Origin of the sequence: Streptomyces sp. SID11385 (assembly GCF_010548245.1) — a bacterium.
Classification (GTDB): Bacteria; Actinomycetota; Actinomycetes; order Streptomycetales; family Streptomycetaceae; genus Streptomyces.
In genome coordinates, this window is sequence record NZ_JAAGLR010000468.1 from 1 (window position 1) to 16,422 (window position 16,422).

Annotated in this window: 11 protein-coding genes, 4 tRNA genes and 1 pseudogene; 6 read left to right on the plus strand and 10 right to left on the minus strand. The window is 72.3% G+C overall.

Going from position 1 to position 16,422, the window contains the following annotated elements; translation table 11 throughout:
* On the minus strand, positions 1 to 423 hold a 423-nt coding region (locus G3I42_RS14415), incomplete at its 3' end, for a winged helix-turn-helix domain-containing protein (RefSeq protein ID WP_203606807.1).
* A 130-nt stretch (positions 424 to 553) separates the two neighbouring features.
* Here G3I42_RS14415 and G3I42_RS14420 point away from each other — a divergent pair.
* From G3I42_RS14420 to purM, 3 genes are all read left to right on the plus strand, one after another.
* The gene (locus G3I42_RS14420; RefSeq protein WP_164286036.1) at positions 554 to 1,417 is read left to right on the plus strand and encodes an alpha/beta hydrolase; all 864 of its coding nucleotides are present in this window, start codon (positions 554 to 556) and stop codon (positions 1,415 to 1,417) included.
* 257 nt (positions 1,418 to 1,674) lie between these two features.
* Complete coding sequence (gene purF, locus G3I42_RS14425) at positions 1,675 to 3,204, plus strand: amidophosphoribosyltransferase (protein WP_164286020.1); 1,530 nt, start codon at positions 1,675 to 1,677, stop codon at positions 3,202 to 3,204.
* 187 nt (positions 3,205 to 3,391) lie between these two features.
* Positions 3,392 to 4,471 carry a phosphoribosylformylglycinamidine cyclo-ligase gene (gene purM, locus G3I42_RS14430; RefSeq protein WP_164286022.1) on the plus strand — a complete coding sequence of 360 codons (1,080 nt, stop codon included), beginning with the start codon at positions 3,392 to 3,394 and terminating at the stop codon, positions 4,469 to 4,471.
* 219 nt (positions 4,472 to 4,690) lie between these two features.
* On the opposite strand, the gene G3I42_RS14435 is transcribed toward purM, so the two are convergent.
* Together G3I42_RS14435 and G3I42_RS14440 are read right to left on the minus strand one after the other, a co-directional pair.
* Positions 4,691 to 4,948, minus strand: a complete 258-nt coding sequence (locus G3I42_RS14435; protein WP_164286024.1) for a DUF3073 domain-containing protein — start codon at positions 4,946 to 4,948, stop codon at positions 4,691 to 4,693.
* 296 nt (positions 4,949 to 5,244) lie between these two features.
* Positions 5,245 to 6,372: a Glu/Leu/Phe/Val dehydrogenase dimerization domain-containing protein gene (locus G3I42_RS14440; RefSeq protein WP_164286026.1), complete on the minus strand. Its 1,128-nt coding sequence runs from the start codon at positions 6,370 to 6,372 to the stop codon at positions 5,245 to 5,247.
* Between the two features lie 233 nt (positions 6,373 to 6,605).
* Here G3I42_RS14440 and G3I42_RS14445 point away from each other — a divergent pair, with 233 nt between their 5' ends.
* Together G3I42_RS14445 and bldC are read left to right on the plus strand one after the other, a co-directional pair.
* Positions 6,606 to 7,436: a hypothetical protein gene (locus tag G3I42_RS14445; protein ID WP_164286028.1), complete on the plus strand. Its 831-nt coding sequence runs from the start codon at positions 6,606 to 6,608 to the stop codon at positions 7,434 to 7,436.
* A gap of 577 nt (positions 7,437 to 8,013) precedes the next feature.
* Positions 8,014 to 8,220, plus strand: a complete 207-nt coding sequence (gene bldC, locus G3I42_RS14450; RefSeq protein WP_007824215.1) for a developmental transcriptional regulator BldC — start codon at positions 8,014 to 8,016, stop codon at positions 8,218 to 8,220.
* An 852-nt stretch (positions 8,221 to 9,072) separates the two neighbouring features.
* Here bldC and G3I42_RS14455 read toward each other — a convergent pair.
* The 7 genes from G3I42_RS14455 to G3I42_RS14485 all read right to left on the minus strand — a co-directional run bounded on the left by G3I42_RS14455 (position 9,073) and on the right by G3I42_RS14485 (position 16,132).
* Positions 9,073 to 9,147, minus strand: a tRNA-Asp gene (locus G3I42_RS14455).
* A 100-nt stretch (positions 9,148 to 9,247) separates the two neighbouring features.
* Complete coding sequence (gene hrpA, locus G3I42_RS14460; protein ID WP_164286030.1) at positions 9,248 to 13,246, minus strand: ATP-dependent RNA helicase HrpA; 3,999 nt, start codon at positions 13,244 to 13,246, stop codon at positions 9,248 to 9,250.
* A gap of 127 nt (positions 13,247 to 13,373) precedes the next feature.
* A tRNA-Phe gene (locus G3I42_RS14465) sits at positions 13,374 to 13,447 on the minus strand.
* 21 nt (positions 13,448 to 13,468) lie between these two features.
* A tRNA-Asp gene (locus G3I42_RS14470) sits at positions 13,469 to 13,543 on the minus strand.
* 27 nt (positions 13,544 to 13,570) lie between these two features.
* Positions 13,571 to 13,643: transfer RNA gene (locus G3I42_RS14475), tRNA-Glu, on the minus strand.
* A 144-nt stretch (positions 13,644 to 13,787) separates the two neighbouring features.
* Positions 13,788 to 15,422 carry a metallophosphoesterase gene (locus G3I42_RS14480; RefSeq protein ID WP_164286032.1) on the minus strand — a complete coding sequence of 545 codons (1,635 nt, stop codon included), beginning with the start codon at positions 15,420 to 15,422 and terminating at the stop codon, positions 13,788 to 13,790.
* A gap of 359 nt (positions 15,423 to 15,781) precedes the next feature.
* Entirely contained in the window at positions 15,782 to 16,132 is a 351-nt protein-coding gene (locus G3I42_RS14485; protein WP_164286034.1) for a metallopeptidase family protein, read from the minus strand.
* Positions 16,133 to 16,230: 98 nt separating this feature from the next.
* Between G3I42_RS14485 and G3I42_RS14490 the strand changes: the two are divergent.
* Positions 16,231 to 16,422: pseudogene (locus tag G3I42_RS14490) on the plus strand (hypothetical protein); the annotation flags it as partial.

The following is a 16,422-nucleotide window of genomic DNA, read 5'->3' on the forward strand; positions in this document are numbered from 1 at the left end:
CGCGTACGCCGGGCCCCGCCACAGCGCGAGCGCCCCCTCCAGCGTCTCCACGAGAGCGGGCGCGTCCTCGTCGGCCCGCGCGGCCCGCTCGAAGCGCCACGCGTCCACGCCCTCGTCCCCGGCCCGCAGCGCGTACCCCGGACCCTCCGTGACCAGCACCTTCGCCGCCGTCCTCGGCCGCCGGCCCGGTTCGAGCACGCGCCGCAGCGCCGCCACGAAGGTCCGTACGGCCCCCTCCGGATCGCCCGGCGAGGGCTCCCCGTCCCACAGGTCGGCGACGAGGCGCGGCAGCGGTACGACCTGGCGGCGCGCGACGAGGAGCCGCGCGAGCACCGCCCGCTGGCGCGGGCCCCCGAGCCGTACCGCCGTCCCTCCCGCGTCGTACGCCGCGAGGGGGCCCAGCACCGCGAAGTCCACCACCAGGACCACCTCCGACCTGCTCGTCCCCGCTCATCCAGCGCTCATCGACACCCCCGAGGCTGACACCACCGACCGACACCGAGCCCCGGAGGCCCCCGTGCCCGCAGTCCCGCCCGTCCCCGCCCCGCCCACCATCCCCGGCTTCGTCGCCCACTCCGTCCCCGTCGCCGAAGGCGTCCGCCTGCACGCGGCGATCGGCGGCTCCGGCAGCCCCGTCGTGCTCCTGCACGGCTTCCCGCAGACCCACCTCATGTGGCGCGACGTCGCCGCTGACCTCGCCGCCGACCACACCGTGATCGTCCCCGACCTGCGCGGCTACGGCGCGAGCGACAAGCCCGCCGAAGCGGGCCCCGAGACGTACGCCAAGCGGACCATGGCGCGGGACGTCGTCCACCTCGCGAAGGCCCTCGGCCACGAGCGCTTCGCCCTCGCGGGCCACGACCGGGGCGCCCTCGTCGCCTACCGCGCCGGTCTCGACCACCCGGAGGCCGTGAGCCACCTGCTCTGCCTCGACGTCCTGCCGATCCTCGACTCCTGGGAGGCGATGCGCGGCACGAGCGCGGCCGTCGGCTTCCACCTCTACCTCATGGCGCAGCCCCCGGGCCTGCCCGAGACCATGATCGCCGCAAGCGCCGACGCCTTCTTCGGGTACTTCCTCGACGCCTGGGCGAAGAGCCCCTTCCCGGCCGACGTCCGCGCCGCGTACCTCGACGCGAGCCGCGCCGCCGTGCCCTCGATCGTCGCGGACTACCGCGCGTCCGCCGGCATCGATGTCGAGCACGACCGCGCCGACCGCGCGGCGCGCAACCGCCTCACGATGCCCGTCACCGTCCTCCAGCAGGACTGGGGCGCGGCCCTCGGCTACGACGCCGACGCCGTGTGGCGGGCCTGGGCCCCCGGCCTCGTCCACCGCACGACGGACGCGGGCCACTTCATGGCGGAGGAGGCGCCGGACGAGGTGGCGAAGGCGGTGCGGGAACTGCTCGCGCGCGGCTGAGGGCGCGGGGGGCGACGTGAGACAGCGCACACCCGCGCACTCCCCGCCGCCCCCCGCCCCCCACCGGGCACCCCCACCCCCGTACCCCCGCGCGTAGACCCCCTCCCACCTGCGGGATCACCGGCCCGCGGGCCCCCGCCCACGGCCCGCCACCGCCCCCGTGGAGCGCCGTCTTCGCAGGTCGAACCACCCGCACCGGGCGGAGTGGCCCCGTCCCCAATTCGGACCAGTGCACGACCTCCCCTACACTCGAAGGCGTGCCAGTACGTGGTGACGGACTCCTTAATCACGATCTCCTCCCGGGCGAGAAGGGCCCCCAGGACGCCTGCGGCGTCTTCGGTGTCTGGGCTCCGGGCGAAGAGGTCGCCAAGCTCACCTACTTCGGGCTGTACGCCCTCCAACACCGGGGCCAGGAATCCGCGGGTATCGCGGTCAGCAACGGCTCCCAGATCCTCGTCTTCAAGGACATGGGCCTCGTCTCCCAGGTCTTCGACGAGACCTCCCTCAGCTCGCTCCAGGGCCACATCGCCGTGGGGCACGCGCGCTACTCGACCACCGGTGCCTCCGTGTGGGAGAACGCGCAGCCCACCTTCCGCGCGACCGCGCACGGCTCGATCGCCCTGGGCCACAACGGCAACCTCGTGAACACCGCGCAGCTCGCCGGGCTGGTCGCCGCGCTCCCCAAGGAGAACGGCCGCGCGACCCAGGTCGCCGCGACCAACGACACCGACCTCGTCACCGCGCTCCTTGCCGGGCAGACGGCCGAGGACGGCACCCCGCTCACCGTGGAACAGGCCGCCCCGCGCGTCCTCCCGCACGTCAAGGGCGCCTTCTCGCTCGTCTTCATGGACGAGACCACGCTCTACGCGGCCCGTGACCCGCAGGGCATCCGCCCGCTCGTCCTCGGCCGCCTGGAGCGCGGCTGGGTCGTCGCGAGCGAGTCCGCCGCGCTCGACATCTGCGGCGCGAGCTACGTCCGCGAGATCGAGCCGGGCGAGATGGTCGCGATCGACGAGAACGGCCTGCGCACGAGCCGCTTCGCCGAGGCCAAGCCCAAGGGCTGCGTCTTCGAGTACGTCTACCTGGCGCGCCCCGACACCGACATCGCCGGGCGCAACGTCTACCTCAGCCGCGTCGAGATGGGCCGCCGCCTCGCCCGGGAGGCGCCCGTCGAGGCCGACCTGGTGATAGCGACGCCGGAGTCCGGTACGCCCGCCGCGATCGGCTACGCCGAGGAGAGCGGCATCCCCTTCGGCAACGGCCTGGTGAAGAACGCCTACGTGGGCCGCACCTTCATCCAGCCCTCGCAGACCATCCGCCAGCTCGGCATCCGCCTCAAGCTCAACCCGCTCAAGGAAGTCATCCGGGGCAAGCGCCTCGTCGTCGTGGACGACTCGATCGTGCGCGGCAACACGCAGCGCGCCCTCGTGCGGATGCTCCGCGAGGCGGGCGCCGCCGAGGTGCACGTCCGGATCTCCTCGCCGCCCGTGAAGTGGCCGTGCTTCTTCGGCATCGACTTCGCGACCCGCGCCGAGCTGATCGCCAACGGGATGACCCCCGACGAGATCGGCGCCTCGCTCGGCGCCGACTCGCTCTCGTACATCTCGACGGACGCGATGATCGAGGCGACGACGATCCCGAAGGACCGGCTCTGCCGCGCCTGCTTCGACGGCGAGTACCCGATGGAGCTGCCCGACCCCGAACTGCTCGGCAAGCAGCTCCTGGAGACCGAACTCGCCGCCGGGGTCGCCGAGCCCGCCGCGACCGAGGCCCTGCGCCGGCCCTGAGCCGGGCGAGGTGCCGGGGTACGGGCTGAGGCCCGGCCCCCGGCACCGAAGGCGCGGGCCCACCCACCCCCGTACGCCCGCACCCGCCCGTACCCCGGCGGCCCCGCGCCGCGCGTACGCGTGACCCGTGACCACAGCCCCGCGCGGAGAACCGCCGCCGCCCCGCAGACGAAAGACCTGAACACACATGTCTCCCACCCCCGCCCAGCCCACCGGCGCCTCGTACAAGTCGGCGGGTGTCGACATCGAGGCCGGTGACCTCGCCGTCGAACTCATGAAGAAGTGGGTCGCCAAGGCCACCCGCCCCGAGGTCGTCGGCGGTCTCGGCGGCTTCGCCGGGCTCTTCGACGCCTCCGCGCTCAAGCGCTTCGAGCGCCCGCTGCTCGCCTCGGCGACCGACGGCGTCGGCACCAAGGTCGACCTCGCCCGGCAGCTCGGCGTCTACGACACCATCGGCCACGACCTCGTCGCGATGGTCATGGACGACATCGTCGTCTGCGGGGCCGAGCCGCTCTTCATGACCGACTACATCTGCGTCGGCAAGGTGCACCCCGAGCGCGTCGCCGCGATCGTCAAGGGCATCGCCGAGGGCTGCGTCCTCGCGGGCTGCGCCCTCGTCGGCGGCGAGACCGCCGAGCACCCGGGGCTGCTCGGCGCGGACGACTTCGACGTCGCCGGTGCCGGTACGGGAGCGGTCGAGGCCGACCGCGTCCTCGGCGCGGACCGGGTCCGCGAGGGCGACGTCCTCATCGCGATGGCCTCCTCGGGCCTGCACTCCAACGGCTACTCGCTCGTCCGGCACGTCCTCCTCGACCGGGGCGGTCTCTCGCTCGACCGCCGCTTCGAGGACTTCGGCCGCACGCTCGGCGAAGAGCTCCTGGAGCCGACGAAGATCTACTCGCTCGACTGCCTCGCCCTGCTCCGTACGAGTGAGGTCCACGCCTTCTCGCACATCACGGGCGGCGGGCTCGCTGCGAACCTCGCCCGCGTCATCCCGGACCACCTGCACGCGCGACTCGACCGCACCACCTGGGCGCCCGCACCCGTCTTCGACCTCGTCGGCCGGACGGGTGACGTGGCCCGCGAGGAGCTGGAGAAGACCCTCAACATGGGCGTCGGCATGATCGCGGCCGTGCCCGCCGAGGCCGTCGAACCCGCGCTCGCGACCCTCGCCGACCGGGGCGTGGACGCCTGGGTCGCCGGTGAGGTCGTGGCCCGCGGCGAGCACGCCGAGGGCGCGGCTCTCGTCGGGGAGTACGCGAAGTGACACGCGGGCGCGACGGTCGCACGACGGCACACCCGGTGACCCGGGTGCCGTCGCGCGCCGCCGCGCCCACGGTGTTGTTCTCGGTGGTGATCCACCACCACGACGTACGGGACGACCGTGCCGTGACCGCCGGCTACGAGGCGTCGCCGCTACCGCTCGGGGACAGCAGTAAACCCGGTCCGGGTCGTAGCCCGGACCGGGTACCGCGAGACCGCGAGGTCAAGCGTCGTGGTGGCGGGAGGAGGACGGAGACTGCCCGTCCGCTTCACCCTCGTCGTCGTCGGCGTCGTAACGATCCGCGTACTGCGCGTACGGGTCGTCTTCCTCGTCGTCCTCGAACGGCTTGCCGTTCGGAGGCTGACTCGACGTCGAAGCGCCCAGCTCGTTGGCCAGACGCGAGAGGTCAGTCCCGCCGCTGTTGTACTTCAGCTGGCGGGCGACCTTCGTCTGCTTGGCCTTGGCCCGGCCGCGCCCCATGGCTCGACCCCCTCGGTGACGGGGCTCGACGGCCCCAGAGTCTTGACACGCGTTCATGTATCAGGGACGGCACTCCGTGATGAGAGGCCGTGCCCGTAGTGCTTCCACGGTACCTGCTCCGACGGGCATCCGGTACGCCGCCCGTGACGGCGGGGCCGTCGAGGGGGCGGTACGGGTGACCGTCGTCGCTGGTCAACGCCGATTTTAGCCTTATCTGGACGGGCGACCCGCCGTACGGGGTGAGTTCTGTCTCCCGACGGGTGGCGGAGCGGGGTCCGGGGCGGAGCCCCGCGAGGTCACCCCGCGGACGCGGGCGCCGGAACCACCACCGCCCCCTTCGTCATCCGCTCCTCCGCCAGCCGGTCGGCCGCCACCGCCGGCGGCACGCCCCCCGCCTTCGCCGCCGCGAACACTTCGGACACCGTTTCGAAGATGTTCGCTGTCTTCGCCTTGCACTGCTCGAAGTCGAAGCCCCCGCCCTGCTCCGCCGCCACCTGGATGACGCCCCCCGCGTTCACCACGTAGTCGGGCGCGTACAGGATGCCCCGGTCCGCGAGGTCCTTCTCGACGCCGGGGTGCGCGAGCTGGTTGTTCGCGGCCCCGCAGACGAGGCGGGCGGTCAGGACGGGGACGCTCTCGTCGTTCAGCGCGCCGCCGAGCGCGCACGGCGCGTAGACGTCGAGCCCCTCCGTACGGATCAGCGTCCCGGTGTCCGCGACGACGCGGACCCGCCCGGCGTGCCGCGCGGCCACGTCCCGCACCGCCGCCTCGCGCACGTCCGTCACGACGACCTCCGCGCCGTCCTCGACGAGGTGGTCCACGAGATGGCGGCCGACCTTGCCGATCCCGGCGATCCCGACCCTCCGCCCGGCCAGCGTGGGCGTGCCCCACAGCTCGGCCGCACCCGCGCGCATCCCCTGGAAGACGCCGTAGGCGGTGAGCACCGAGGAGTCGCCCGCGCCGCCGTTCTCCGGGGAGCGGCCCGTCGTCCACGGGTTGGTCCGCGCGACGACGTCCATGTCGGCGACGTACGTACCGACGTCGCAGGCCGTCACGTAGCGGCCGCCGAGCGAGGCGACGGCGCGGCCGTAGGCGAGGAGGAGGTCCTCGGTCTTGTCGCGCGCCGGGTCGCCGATGATGACGGCCTTGCCGCCGCCCTGCCGCAGCCCCGCCATGGCGTTCTTGTACGACATGCCGCGCGAGAGCCGCAGCGCGTCGGCGAGCGCGTCGGCCTCGCTCGCGTAGGCGTGGAACCGGGTGCCGCCGAGCGCGGGCCCGAGCGCGGTGGAGTGGACGGCGATGATCGCCTTGAGACCGCTCGCGCGGTCCTGCCAGAGCACGACCTGCTCGTGCCCGCCGGCGTCGCCCGAGGTGGTCTCGGGGTGGAAGAGGCCGTGCAGAACGCCGTTGTCCGTATCGGTCACTGTGGTGACTCCTCGATCGTGAAGTCGCTTGCGCCGCCGCGCGTGTGCGGCGGCGAACGTCCCGCCCCGCGAGGGTGGTGGGGACGGTCCGGCATGAGCGTAGGACGTAGGCGGACGCCCCGGGCGGGACGTGGCGGGGATCACCCGGGAGGGTGAGCGGCGCGCGTGGCACGATGGGCGGGACGGTGCGGTCGCGCGGGTTTTCCCCGCGCGGGACCGGGGAGGGAGGAAGCGTGCCCAAGGTGTCCTCGCTGAGCGTCCCGTACGCCGCCTACCTCCGTGTCTACGAGCCGCTCGCCGCTTTCCCCGGGGCCGAGCGCGACTACTGGGAGCGGTACGCGCGGAGCGCCGAACTCCCCTCCTGTCAGGACGAGTTGCGCCGCTCGCTCGCCGACCTGCTGCCCACCCCGCCGATCCCGGTGCCGGTCCACGAGAGCGGGGACGCCTTCGTCGCCGAGGTGGACGGGGTCGTGTGCGTGTGCCCGTGGCGGACCCGCCTGCGCGGCTGGCAGGCCCTGGGCACCCTGGCGGAGGAGCTGCCGGCACCCGTCCTCGACGCCGCGCTGCCCGAGGTCGTCCGCAAGCAGGCGATGGCTGATTTTGATCGGTGGCTCACCCGGAATCCGGACGCGCGGCCCTGGATTCGCACGGGCCGCTGGCAGGTCCCGCTGAGCTGGTTCGCGCTCGTCGCCGACACCGAGCGCGAGTGGCGCCCCGAACTGCCCCGGCTCCGCTACCGCACCCCCATGGTCGAGGCCCGCCGCCGGGTCGCGCGCGGGCTCAAGGCGCTGCGGGACACGGTCGAGGAGGGCGCGCTCGTCGACGGGCTCATCGACGTGGGCAGCTGGCTGGAGGACTTCCACCCACGCTCCCTCGTCGAACTCGACTACGGCGGGCTCGTCCACGCGCTCACGGCGGAGGGCCTGGACGAGGACCACTCGGCCGCCGACATGGCGGCGGCGCTCGCGGGGCTGCGGGACGACGAGCCGGAGGCGGCGGGCGAGGCGTACGGGCGGCTCGTGGAGCGGTGGCGCGCGGTGCGCGAGCGGCAGTTCGCGAACTGAGAGCGGGCCGGGGCCGACGGTTGCGGGCGCGGTCGCGCCCCCGCTGCGTACCCCTCACTCCGGCGTGCGCCGTGAACCCTTCCGAGTCCATCCCCGTGCAGGGGAGTTGACGGACGCGTCCGGCGCGGCGCCAGATCGGGGCAAGCGGTGTGATCCGTGACGGATCGCACGTAGGGGGCCCCTTGCGGCCTTCCCCCCTCCTCGTGCCAAAATAGGACAAGGAGCCCTGCGCGGGCTCCTTCCGTTCACTTGTGGGCGGTTTGTCGTGCCTCGTCCGGGAAAGTAACTTCGTGGGGGGTGTGGTGGTCGGCGATCTTGCTGTGACTGATCGTTACGGCGGAGTAACTGTCCGCTATGGCACGGTCCATCGGCTTCCGTCGCTGATGGCCGTCTGAGAGGGCAATTCCATCGGTTTGGCCGACGCGGCTGGACGGATGGTGTAGTTGTAGTGCCGAGGACAAGCCGTTCGTCCTATAACCGACTCGACCTTCGTCCGCCCATTTCGGGCAACGTGGGTCAAGGTGCAGAATTTAGAGGAATGAACCGAGAAGGTTCGGTTCTCCCGAGGAGGCCGCTCATGACCGCTCGCACCCCTGATGCCGAGGCCCTGCTGACCCCGGCTGAGGTCGCCACGATGTTCCGCGTCGACCCCAAGACGGTCACGCGCTGGGCGAAGGCCGGCAAGCTCACGTCGATCCGCACGCTCGGCGGGCACCGCCGTTACCGCGAGGCCGAGGTTCGCGCTCTGCTGGCGGGTATCCCCCAGCAGCGCAGCGAGTCCTGATCGCGCGGCGAAACGGGCTCTACCGGGCGTTTCGGGTCCCCAAACCCGTCCCGCCCCGCTTCACAGCTTCATATTCGACGTCGGCCGCCTGCCCCAACAGGCGTCCCTGCCGCAAGTCTTGGGTACGTCATTGGCCGCGCTGGACTCCGCCGGGTCCAGCGCGGTTTTTTGTTGCCCGCGCGCCCGTCGCCGCGCCTGCCCCCGCGCCCGTGGCTGCGCTTGCCCCCGCGCCGCCGCCGCGCCCGCCGCCCCGGTGTGCGGAACTGTGCGGATCGTGCTCCGGGGCCGGTGGTCCGCGGGCGGTGGCGTGGCAAAGTGTGCGGTCATGCCGGGGGAGTATTCCCCGCTCTGCATGACGGTGCAATTGCACATATTAAATTGACCCCATGTAGGTACGGGTTAAGTCCGACCTGTCCGCAAAGAAATTCCGTGACACCCGTCACACAGCGAACTCCTTGTGGCGTCCGCGCACTGTGCGTTAGTGGGGTGTGGTCCTCCTTCGGCCCGGTGTCCGCCTGTTCGGGGGCGTGGGAGAACACCTATCAGCTCGCACCCGCTGTGGGGCCTTCTCGCGGCGCGATATCACTCGTTGGAGGGACTTTCGTGCCCGTGTGGCTCCCAGGCGCTCTGAGGGGCACCCAGGGGCCGCCAGGGCTCGCTTACGGATTACTCGCGCGTAAGGCGACGGGTCAGGGCAAGACGTGGTCAGTCGAGAGCAAGGAGCGGTCAACTGCCGGGTGGGCAGGGAGTGCTCAACCATCGGGAGGGCGATGAGCGGTCAACTCCCCGCCTCCGGCTGGGCGCACGCGAAAGGCCCGCCACCGGGGTGACGGGCCTTTCGCGTATCTACTGCGGTCCTGACGGGATTTGAACCCGCGGCCTCCACCTTGACAGGGTGGCGAGCACTCCAAACTGCTCCACAGGACCAGAAGTGGCGCCTTCGCGGTGGTTCACCGCGCTGGGCTGCGAGAAGGACTCTACAGCAGCCCCGGGGCCCTGGTCGAACTCGCTGTCCGTGAGCACCCGCTCACGGCGCCGCCGCGTCGATCGCCTTCACGATCCGCTTGTCGGAGACGGGGTACGCCGTCCCCAGCGCGTGCGCGAAGTAGCTGACCCGCAGCTCCTCGACCATCCACCGGATGTCCCGCGCCGCTTGCGGCACCGGCCGCCCCTTCGGGAACTGCTCCAGGAGCCACAGGTACTCGTCCCGCATCTCGCGGACCTTCTCCATCCGCGTCGTGTCCCGCTGCGCGTTCGCCGGCATCTGCTGCAGGCGCCGGTCCACGGCCCGCAGGTACCGCAGCAGATCGGAGAGGCGCAGCAGGCCCGTCTCCGTCACGAAGCCCGGGTGCACGAGCCCGTCGAGCTGTTCGCGCACATCCGCCAGGTTCGCGAGCAGCGCGGGGGAACGGGTGCTTTTCAGCCGTCTTTCGCACGCCTGCCAGGCCGCCACGACCTGCTGCACGGCGGCCACCGCGTTGACGGTCGTGTCCACGATCCCGGCCCGTACGAACTCGTACAGCTTCCGGTACCCCGCCTCGTCCCACGCCGGGCCGCCCGCGCGCTCGATGAGCCGGTCCGCCGCGGCCGTCGCGCAGTCCGCGAAGAGCGCCTGCATCGAGCCGTGCGGGTTCGCCGAGAGCGCGAGCTTCTGCGGGTTGGTCAGCTTGTCCTGCGCGAACTTCGCCGGATTCACCGGGATGTTGCGCAGGATGAGCCGCCGCGTCCCGCGCCACATCGCCGCCCGCTGCTCCTCCTCGCTGTCGAAGAGCCGCACACCGACCGTGTCGCCCTCGTCCACGAGCGCCGGGTACGCCTTCACCGGCTGCCCGCCGCGCCGCGTCTCGAAGACCTTGCTCAGCGTCCCGAGGTCCCCCCAGTCCGTGAGCCCCTTCCGCTCGACGGACGCCTGGCCCGTCCGCTCCGCGCTCGCCGCCGCCGCCCGCGAGAGCGCCTGGCGCGCCTTGGGCCGCAGGCGGTCGCGCAGCGCGTCGAGATCCTTGTCCTCGGCGAGGTTCCGGCGCCGCTCGTCGACGATCCGGAACGTGATCTTGAGGTGGTCCGGCACCTTCGCGACGTCGAAGTCCTCCGCCGTCAGCGGCACTCCGACCATCTGCTGGAGGCCCTTCGCGAGCGCCGTCGTCAGCGGCGCGCTCAGCGGGCTCGCCTGGGCGAGGAAGCGCTGCGCGAAGTTCGGCGCCGGCACGTAGTTGCGGCGGATCGGCTTCGGCAGCGAGCGGATCAGCTCCGTGACCAGGTCCTCGCGCAGCCCCGGGATCTGCCAGTCGAAGCCCTCCGCCGTGACCTGGTTGAGCACCTGGAGCGGCACGTGCACCGTGACGCCGTCGGCGTCCGCGCCCGGCTCGAACTGGTACGTCACCCGGAAGTCGAGCGGCCCCTGCCGCCAGCGGTCCGGGTAGTCGTCCTTCGTGATGCCCTGGGCCGCCTCCGTGAGCAGCATGGACCGCTCGAAGTCGAGGAGTTCGGGCTCCTCCTGCTTCTTGCGCTTCCACCACGAGTCGAAGTGCGCGCCCGAGACGACATGCGCGGGCACCCGCTCGTCGTAGAAGTCGTACAGCGCCTCGTCGTCCACGACGATGCCGCGCCTGCGCGCCCGGTGCTCCAGCTCCTCGACCTCGGTGAGCAGCCGCCGGTTGTCCGCGAAGAACTTGTGGTGGGTGCGCCAGTCGCCCTCCACCAGCGCGTTGCGGATGAACAGCTCGCGCGAGACCTCCGCGTCGATGCGCCCGTAGTTCACCTTGCGCTGCGCCGCGAGCGTCACCCCGTACAGCGTGACCTTCTCGTACGCCATCACGGCCGCCTGGTCCTTCTCCCAGTGCGGTTCGCTGTACGTGCGTTTCACGAGGTGCGCGCCGAGCCGCTCGGCCCACTCCGGCTCGATCCGCGCGTTGACGCGCGCCCACAGCCGCGAGGTCTCGACCAGCTCGGCGCTCATCACGTACCGCGGCGGCTTCTTGAAGAGCGCCGAGCCGGGGAAGACCGCGAACTTCGCGCCGCGCGCGCCGAGATACTCGTTGCCGCCGCCCCGGCGCTTCTCCTTCTGCGCCGGGTCCTTCGCCGCGGACTCCTTCACGTCCTTCATGCCGATGTGCGAGAGCAGCCCCGCGAGCAGTGAGACGTGCACCTGCTCGGGCGGCGAGTCGTCCGTGTTGATGTTCAGGCCGAGCTGCTGCGCCACCGAGCGGACCTGCGCGTAGATGTCCTGCCACTCCCTGATCCGCAGGTAGTTCAGGAACTCGTTCCGGCACATCCGGCGGAAGGCGGAGGAGGAGAGCGCCCGCTGCTGCTCGCGGATGTACGTCCACAGGTTGAGGAAGGCGAGGAAGTCGCTCGACTCGTCCTTGAAGCGCGCGTGGAACTGGTCGGCCTGCGCCTGCTTCTCGCTCGGCCGCTCGCGCGGGTCCTGGAGCGAGAGGGCCGCGGCGACCACCATGACCTCGCGCACGCAGCCGTTGCGGTCCGCCTCCAGGACCATCCGCGCGAGCCGGGGGTCCACGGGGAGCTGCGCGAGCCTGCGGCCCGTCTGCGTGAGCCGCTTGCGCTGGTCCTTCTGCTCCGGGGCGAGCGCGCCCAGCTCCTGGAGGAGCTGCACGCCGTCGCGGATGTTGCGGTGGTCCGGCGGGTCGATGAAGGGGAACTTCTCGATCTCGCCGAGACCGGCGGAGGTCATCTGGAGGATGACGGACGCCAGGTTCGTCCGCAGGATCTCCGCGTCCGTGAACTCGGGGCGCGCCTCGAAGTCCTCCTCCGAGTACAGCCGTACGCAGATGCCGTCCGAGGTGCGCCCGCAGCGGCCCTTGCGCTGGTTCGCGCTCGCCTGCGAGATCGCCTCGATCGGCAGCCGCTGCACCTTCGTACGGGCGCTGTAGCGCGAGATGCGCGCCGTGCCCGGGTCGATCACGTACTTGATGCCGGGCACCGTGAGGCTCGTCTCGGCGACGTTCGTCGCGAGGACGATGCGGCGCGCGCTGTCCCCGGGGGCCCGCTTGAAGACACGGTTCTGCTCCGCGTGCGAGAGCCGCGCGTACAGCGGCAGGACCTCGGTGAACGGGAACTTCTTCTTCTCCAGCGCGTCCGCCGTGTCCCTGATCTCCCGCTCCCCGGAGAGGAACACGAGGATGTCGCCGCTCGGCTCGCGCCGCAGCTCCTCGACCGCGTCGATGATCGCCGTGGTCTGGTCGCGGTCCGGCTCCTCGCTGTCCTCGGCGAGCAACGGCCGGTACCGCACCTCGACCGGGTACGTACGGCCCGAGACCTCGACGATCGGGGCGTCGCCGAAGTGCCGCGAGAAGCGCTCCGGGTCGATCGTCGCCGAGGTGATGATCACCTTCAGGTCGGGGCGGCGGGGCAGGAGCTGGGCGAGGTAGCCGAGGAGGAAGTCGATGTTGAGGCTGCGCTCGTGCGCCTCGTCGATGATGATCGTGTCGTAGGCGCGCAGCTCGCGGTCTGTCTGGATCTCGGCGAGCAGGATGCCGTCCGTCATCAGCTTGACGTACGTCCCCCGGCTGACCTGGTCGGTGAACCGCACCTTCCAGCCGACCGCCTCGCCCAGCGGCGTGTCCAGCTCGCTCGCGACGCGCTCGGCGACGGTACGGGCGGCGAGCCGGCGGGGCTGCGTGTGGCCGATCATGCCGCGCACGCCGCGGCCCAGCTCCAGGCAGATCTTCGGGATCTGCGTCGTCTTGCCCGAGCCGGTCTCGCCCGCGACGATCACGACCTGGTTCTCGCGGATCGCGTCCGCGATGTCGTCCTTCTTCGCGCTGACCGGGAGCTGCGGCGGGTAGCTGACCTCGGGGACGTGCGCGGCGCGCTCGGCGAGGCGCTCCTCGGCCTTCGTGATCTCCGTCTCGATCTCGGCGAGTACGGCGCTCCTGGCCTCCGGCTTGCGCACCCGGCGGGTGCCTTCGAGCCTGCGGCCGAGCCGCTGGGCGTCGCGCGGGCCGAGGAGTGCGAGTCGGGGCGCGAGGTCCGCGCTGGTGGGGGCGGGGGCAGGCGAAGTGGACATACGTACTCCAGGATCGCACCAGTGGCACCGACGCGGCGAGGGGATTTTCCCCGGCCCCGGTCCGCCTGGCGGGCGGCCGTACACGCCAGCGAGCCCCCCGTCCGGGAACGGGGGGCTCGTGCGGCGGTGGCTGGGGCCGGGATCGAACCGGCGACCTATCGCTTTTCAGGCGATCGCTCGTACCAACTGAGCTACCCAGCCACGCAACCTCGCGGTTGCAAGCGGTCCTGACGGGATTTGAACCCGCGGCCTCCACCTTGACAGGGTGGCGAGCACTCCAAACTGCTCCACAGGACCTCGCGTACGTTTCCGTACGGTGAAACGTGCCCCCAACGGGATTCGAACCCGTGCTACCGCCTTGAAAGGGCGGCGTCCTGGGCCACTAGACGATGAGGGCTAATTGGCCCGCCTGGGCGCTTCGCAGCGCGTCGGGGACGTGAGAAGCATATGGGATGGGGGGAGGGTTCGCCAAAACGGTTTCCCGGCGGGAGGGAACCGGGGGCGGACGGGGGCCGGAGCGAGGGCCTGACCAGGGACGGGATCAGGGGGTCGCCGGGCCGCTGTCCGCCGGGGTCGCGGGGCCGCTGTCCGCCGGGGTCGCGGGGCCGCTGTCCGCCGGGCTCGGGTTCGCGCCCGGCTGGTTCTCCTTCGCTATGTGGCGGCTGACCTCGGCGCTGCTGAGGCCGAGGCCGCCGAGGGTGATCTCGTCCCAGGCCTGGACCCGGTGGGTGTCCTTGTCGAGGTACAGGACCGAGGTCTGGACCGGGTCCGGGTGCTCGCCCTCCACCGCACGCAGCCCGCTGCCGCCCGTCGAGCCCTCGACGCGCAGCCGCGTGCCGCCCGGCAGGATCTCCTGCTCCCGGTGGTGCAGGTGTCCGGCGAGCGCGAGCGGGACCGCGCCGTCCGTCTCGCGCGCCGCGTTCGGGTCGTGCGCGACGGCGATGTCCACGGGCTCGTGCCGCTGGCGGATCTCGTACGCGAGCCGGATGCCGGCCGCCTTCTCGGCCGCCTTGCCGCCGCGCTCCGCCGTGCGGTCGGGCGTGTACTGCGGGTCGCCCGTACCCGCGATGCGCAGCCCCGCGACCGTCACCACGCGCCCCTCGTCGAGCACGCGGACGTTCGCGAAGCGTTTCCGGTCGCCGAGGTACCGCTGCGTCGTCGCCGAGTCGTGGTTGCCGCGCACCCACACGTAGGGGGCGCCGAGGTCGGCGACCGGGTCGAGGAAGGCGTTCTCGGCGGCGCTGCCGTGGTCCATCGTGTCGCCCGAGTCGATGATCACGTCGATGTCGTACTGCTTCACGAGCGAGGCCACGATGGGCCAGGCCGCCGGGTTGAGGTGGATGTCCGAGACGTGCAGGACGCGGACGGTGGACGGGTCGGGCTGGTACGCGGGCAGCGTCGACGTCACGTCGTACAGCTTCGTGACGTTGGTGACGAGCCGGGCCAGCTCCTGCGAGTACACGTCGAACTCCGTGACGATGCTGCGCGCGTCCCCCACGACGGCCGGGGCGCTGCTCAACAGCCCCGAGAAGCGCGGCTCCAGGACCGATTTCGGGTTCCACGTCGCCCACGCGGTGCCGCCGGACGCGGCGAGCAGCGCGAGCGCGAGGCCGCTCGCGAGGAGCGCGGGGCGTGGCCGGCGGTAGACGACGAGGCCGAGCGCGGCGGCCCCGGTGACGACGGCGACGCAGGACCGCACGCCCAGTTCGACGGCGCCGTGCCGCACGTCCCGGGCGACCTCGTCCTGGAGCCCGCCGAGCCGTTCCGGGTGCGCGACGAGCGCCTGGGCGCGGACGGGGTCGAGCCGGTCGACGTCGACGTCGAGGCGGACGGGGGCGCGGTGGCTGTCGAGCGAGAGCGCGCCGAGCGGCGAGACGTCGACGCGGGTGCCGCCGGTCGTGGAGGGCGTGAGCGCCATGCGGGTGTCCACGGGGCCGACGGGGACCTTGACGGTGCCGACGACGAGGAGGCCGAGCCAGGCGCCGACGAGGGTGACGACGGCGAGGGCGAGGGCGTGGAGCCAGCGGCGGGCGGAGTCGGTGGGACCGGGGAGCGCGGGGAGACGCCGGGCGCCGGTGCCGCTGCGGGGGACGCGGGCGCGGGGGACGCGGGCGCGGGGGATACGGGCGCGGGGTGTCGTGGAGGTACGGGCGGGCGGTATCCGGTCGGGCGCCATGGGGGTGCTCTGCCCAGGGGAGGGGCTCCGGATACGTACGAGCGGCGGCGGGAAGGGGCGCGCGCGAGTGGGTGAGTACTCACTCACCCCGGCCCGATAAGTGGACCACCGTCAGTCTCGGGGCGGCGAATTCAGCGGGACGAGTGTGTGGGTAAGGGGTTTGGAGCGAGTTATCCACAGATTCGCCGGATTGGTCAGGGGGGTGGTTGCGGATGCGGAAGACTTGTTATTGGGGTCGCCCCCCTGGGAGGGCGGGGGTGTGCCCCCCCTCCGCCCGCGCCACACCCGAGCCGCCCGCACCGAAGCCCCCCGCACCCGACCCACGCCCGCACCCGAGCCCCCCACCCGACCCGCCCCCCTCACCCCCACCCCAGCTCGTGCAACCGCTCATCATCGATCCCGAAGTGGTGCGCCACCTCGTGCACCACCGTCACCGCGACCTCCGCCACGACCTCGTCCTCCGTCGCGCAGTACCGCAGCGTCGGCCCCCGGTAGACGGAGATCCGGTCGGGGAGCACGCCCGCGTACCACTCGCCGCGCTCGGTCAGCGGCGTCCCCTCGTACAGGCCCAGGAGCTCGGGGTCGTCGGCGGGCGGCTCGTCCTCGACGAAGACGGCGACGTTGTCCATCACCCGGGTCAGCTCGGGCGGGATCGTGTCGAGCGCCTCGGCGACCAGTTCCTCGAAGCGGTCCTCGCTCATCTCCAGCACGCCGCCATTGTGCGGGACGCGCGCCCGCCGTGTCCTGTGCGGCCCCGGGGGAGTTGGGCACGGCGTACCCGCCGTCCCGCGCCACCGGAGGTCCTTCCGTGCGCCACTTCCCCGTCCCCCTGCGGCTCGCCGCCGTGCTCGCCGCGACCCTCGCCGGGACCGGCTGCATGAACGTCGGTGAGGACCCGGCCGGCTCGGCGAGCTCCGGCGCCACCGCGGGCGTCGCCCACGAGTCGCCCGACGGCGGCGGTACGGGCACGCTGCGCGCCGTACCGCAGAGCGGCGGGGTG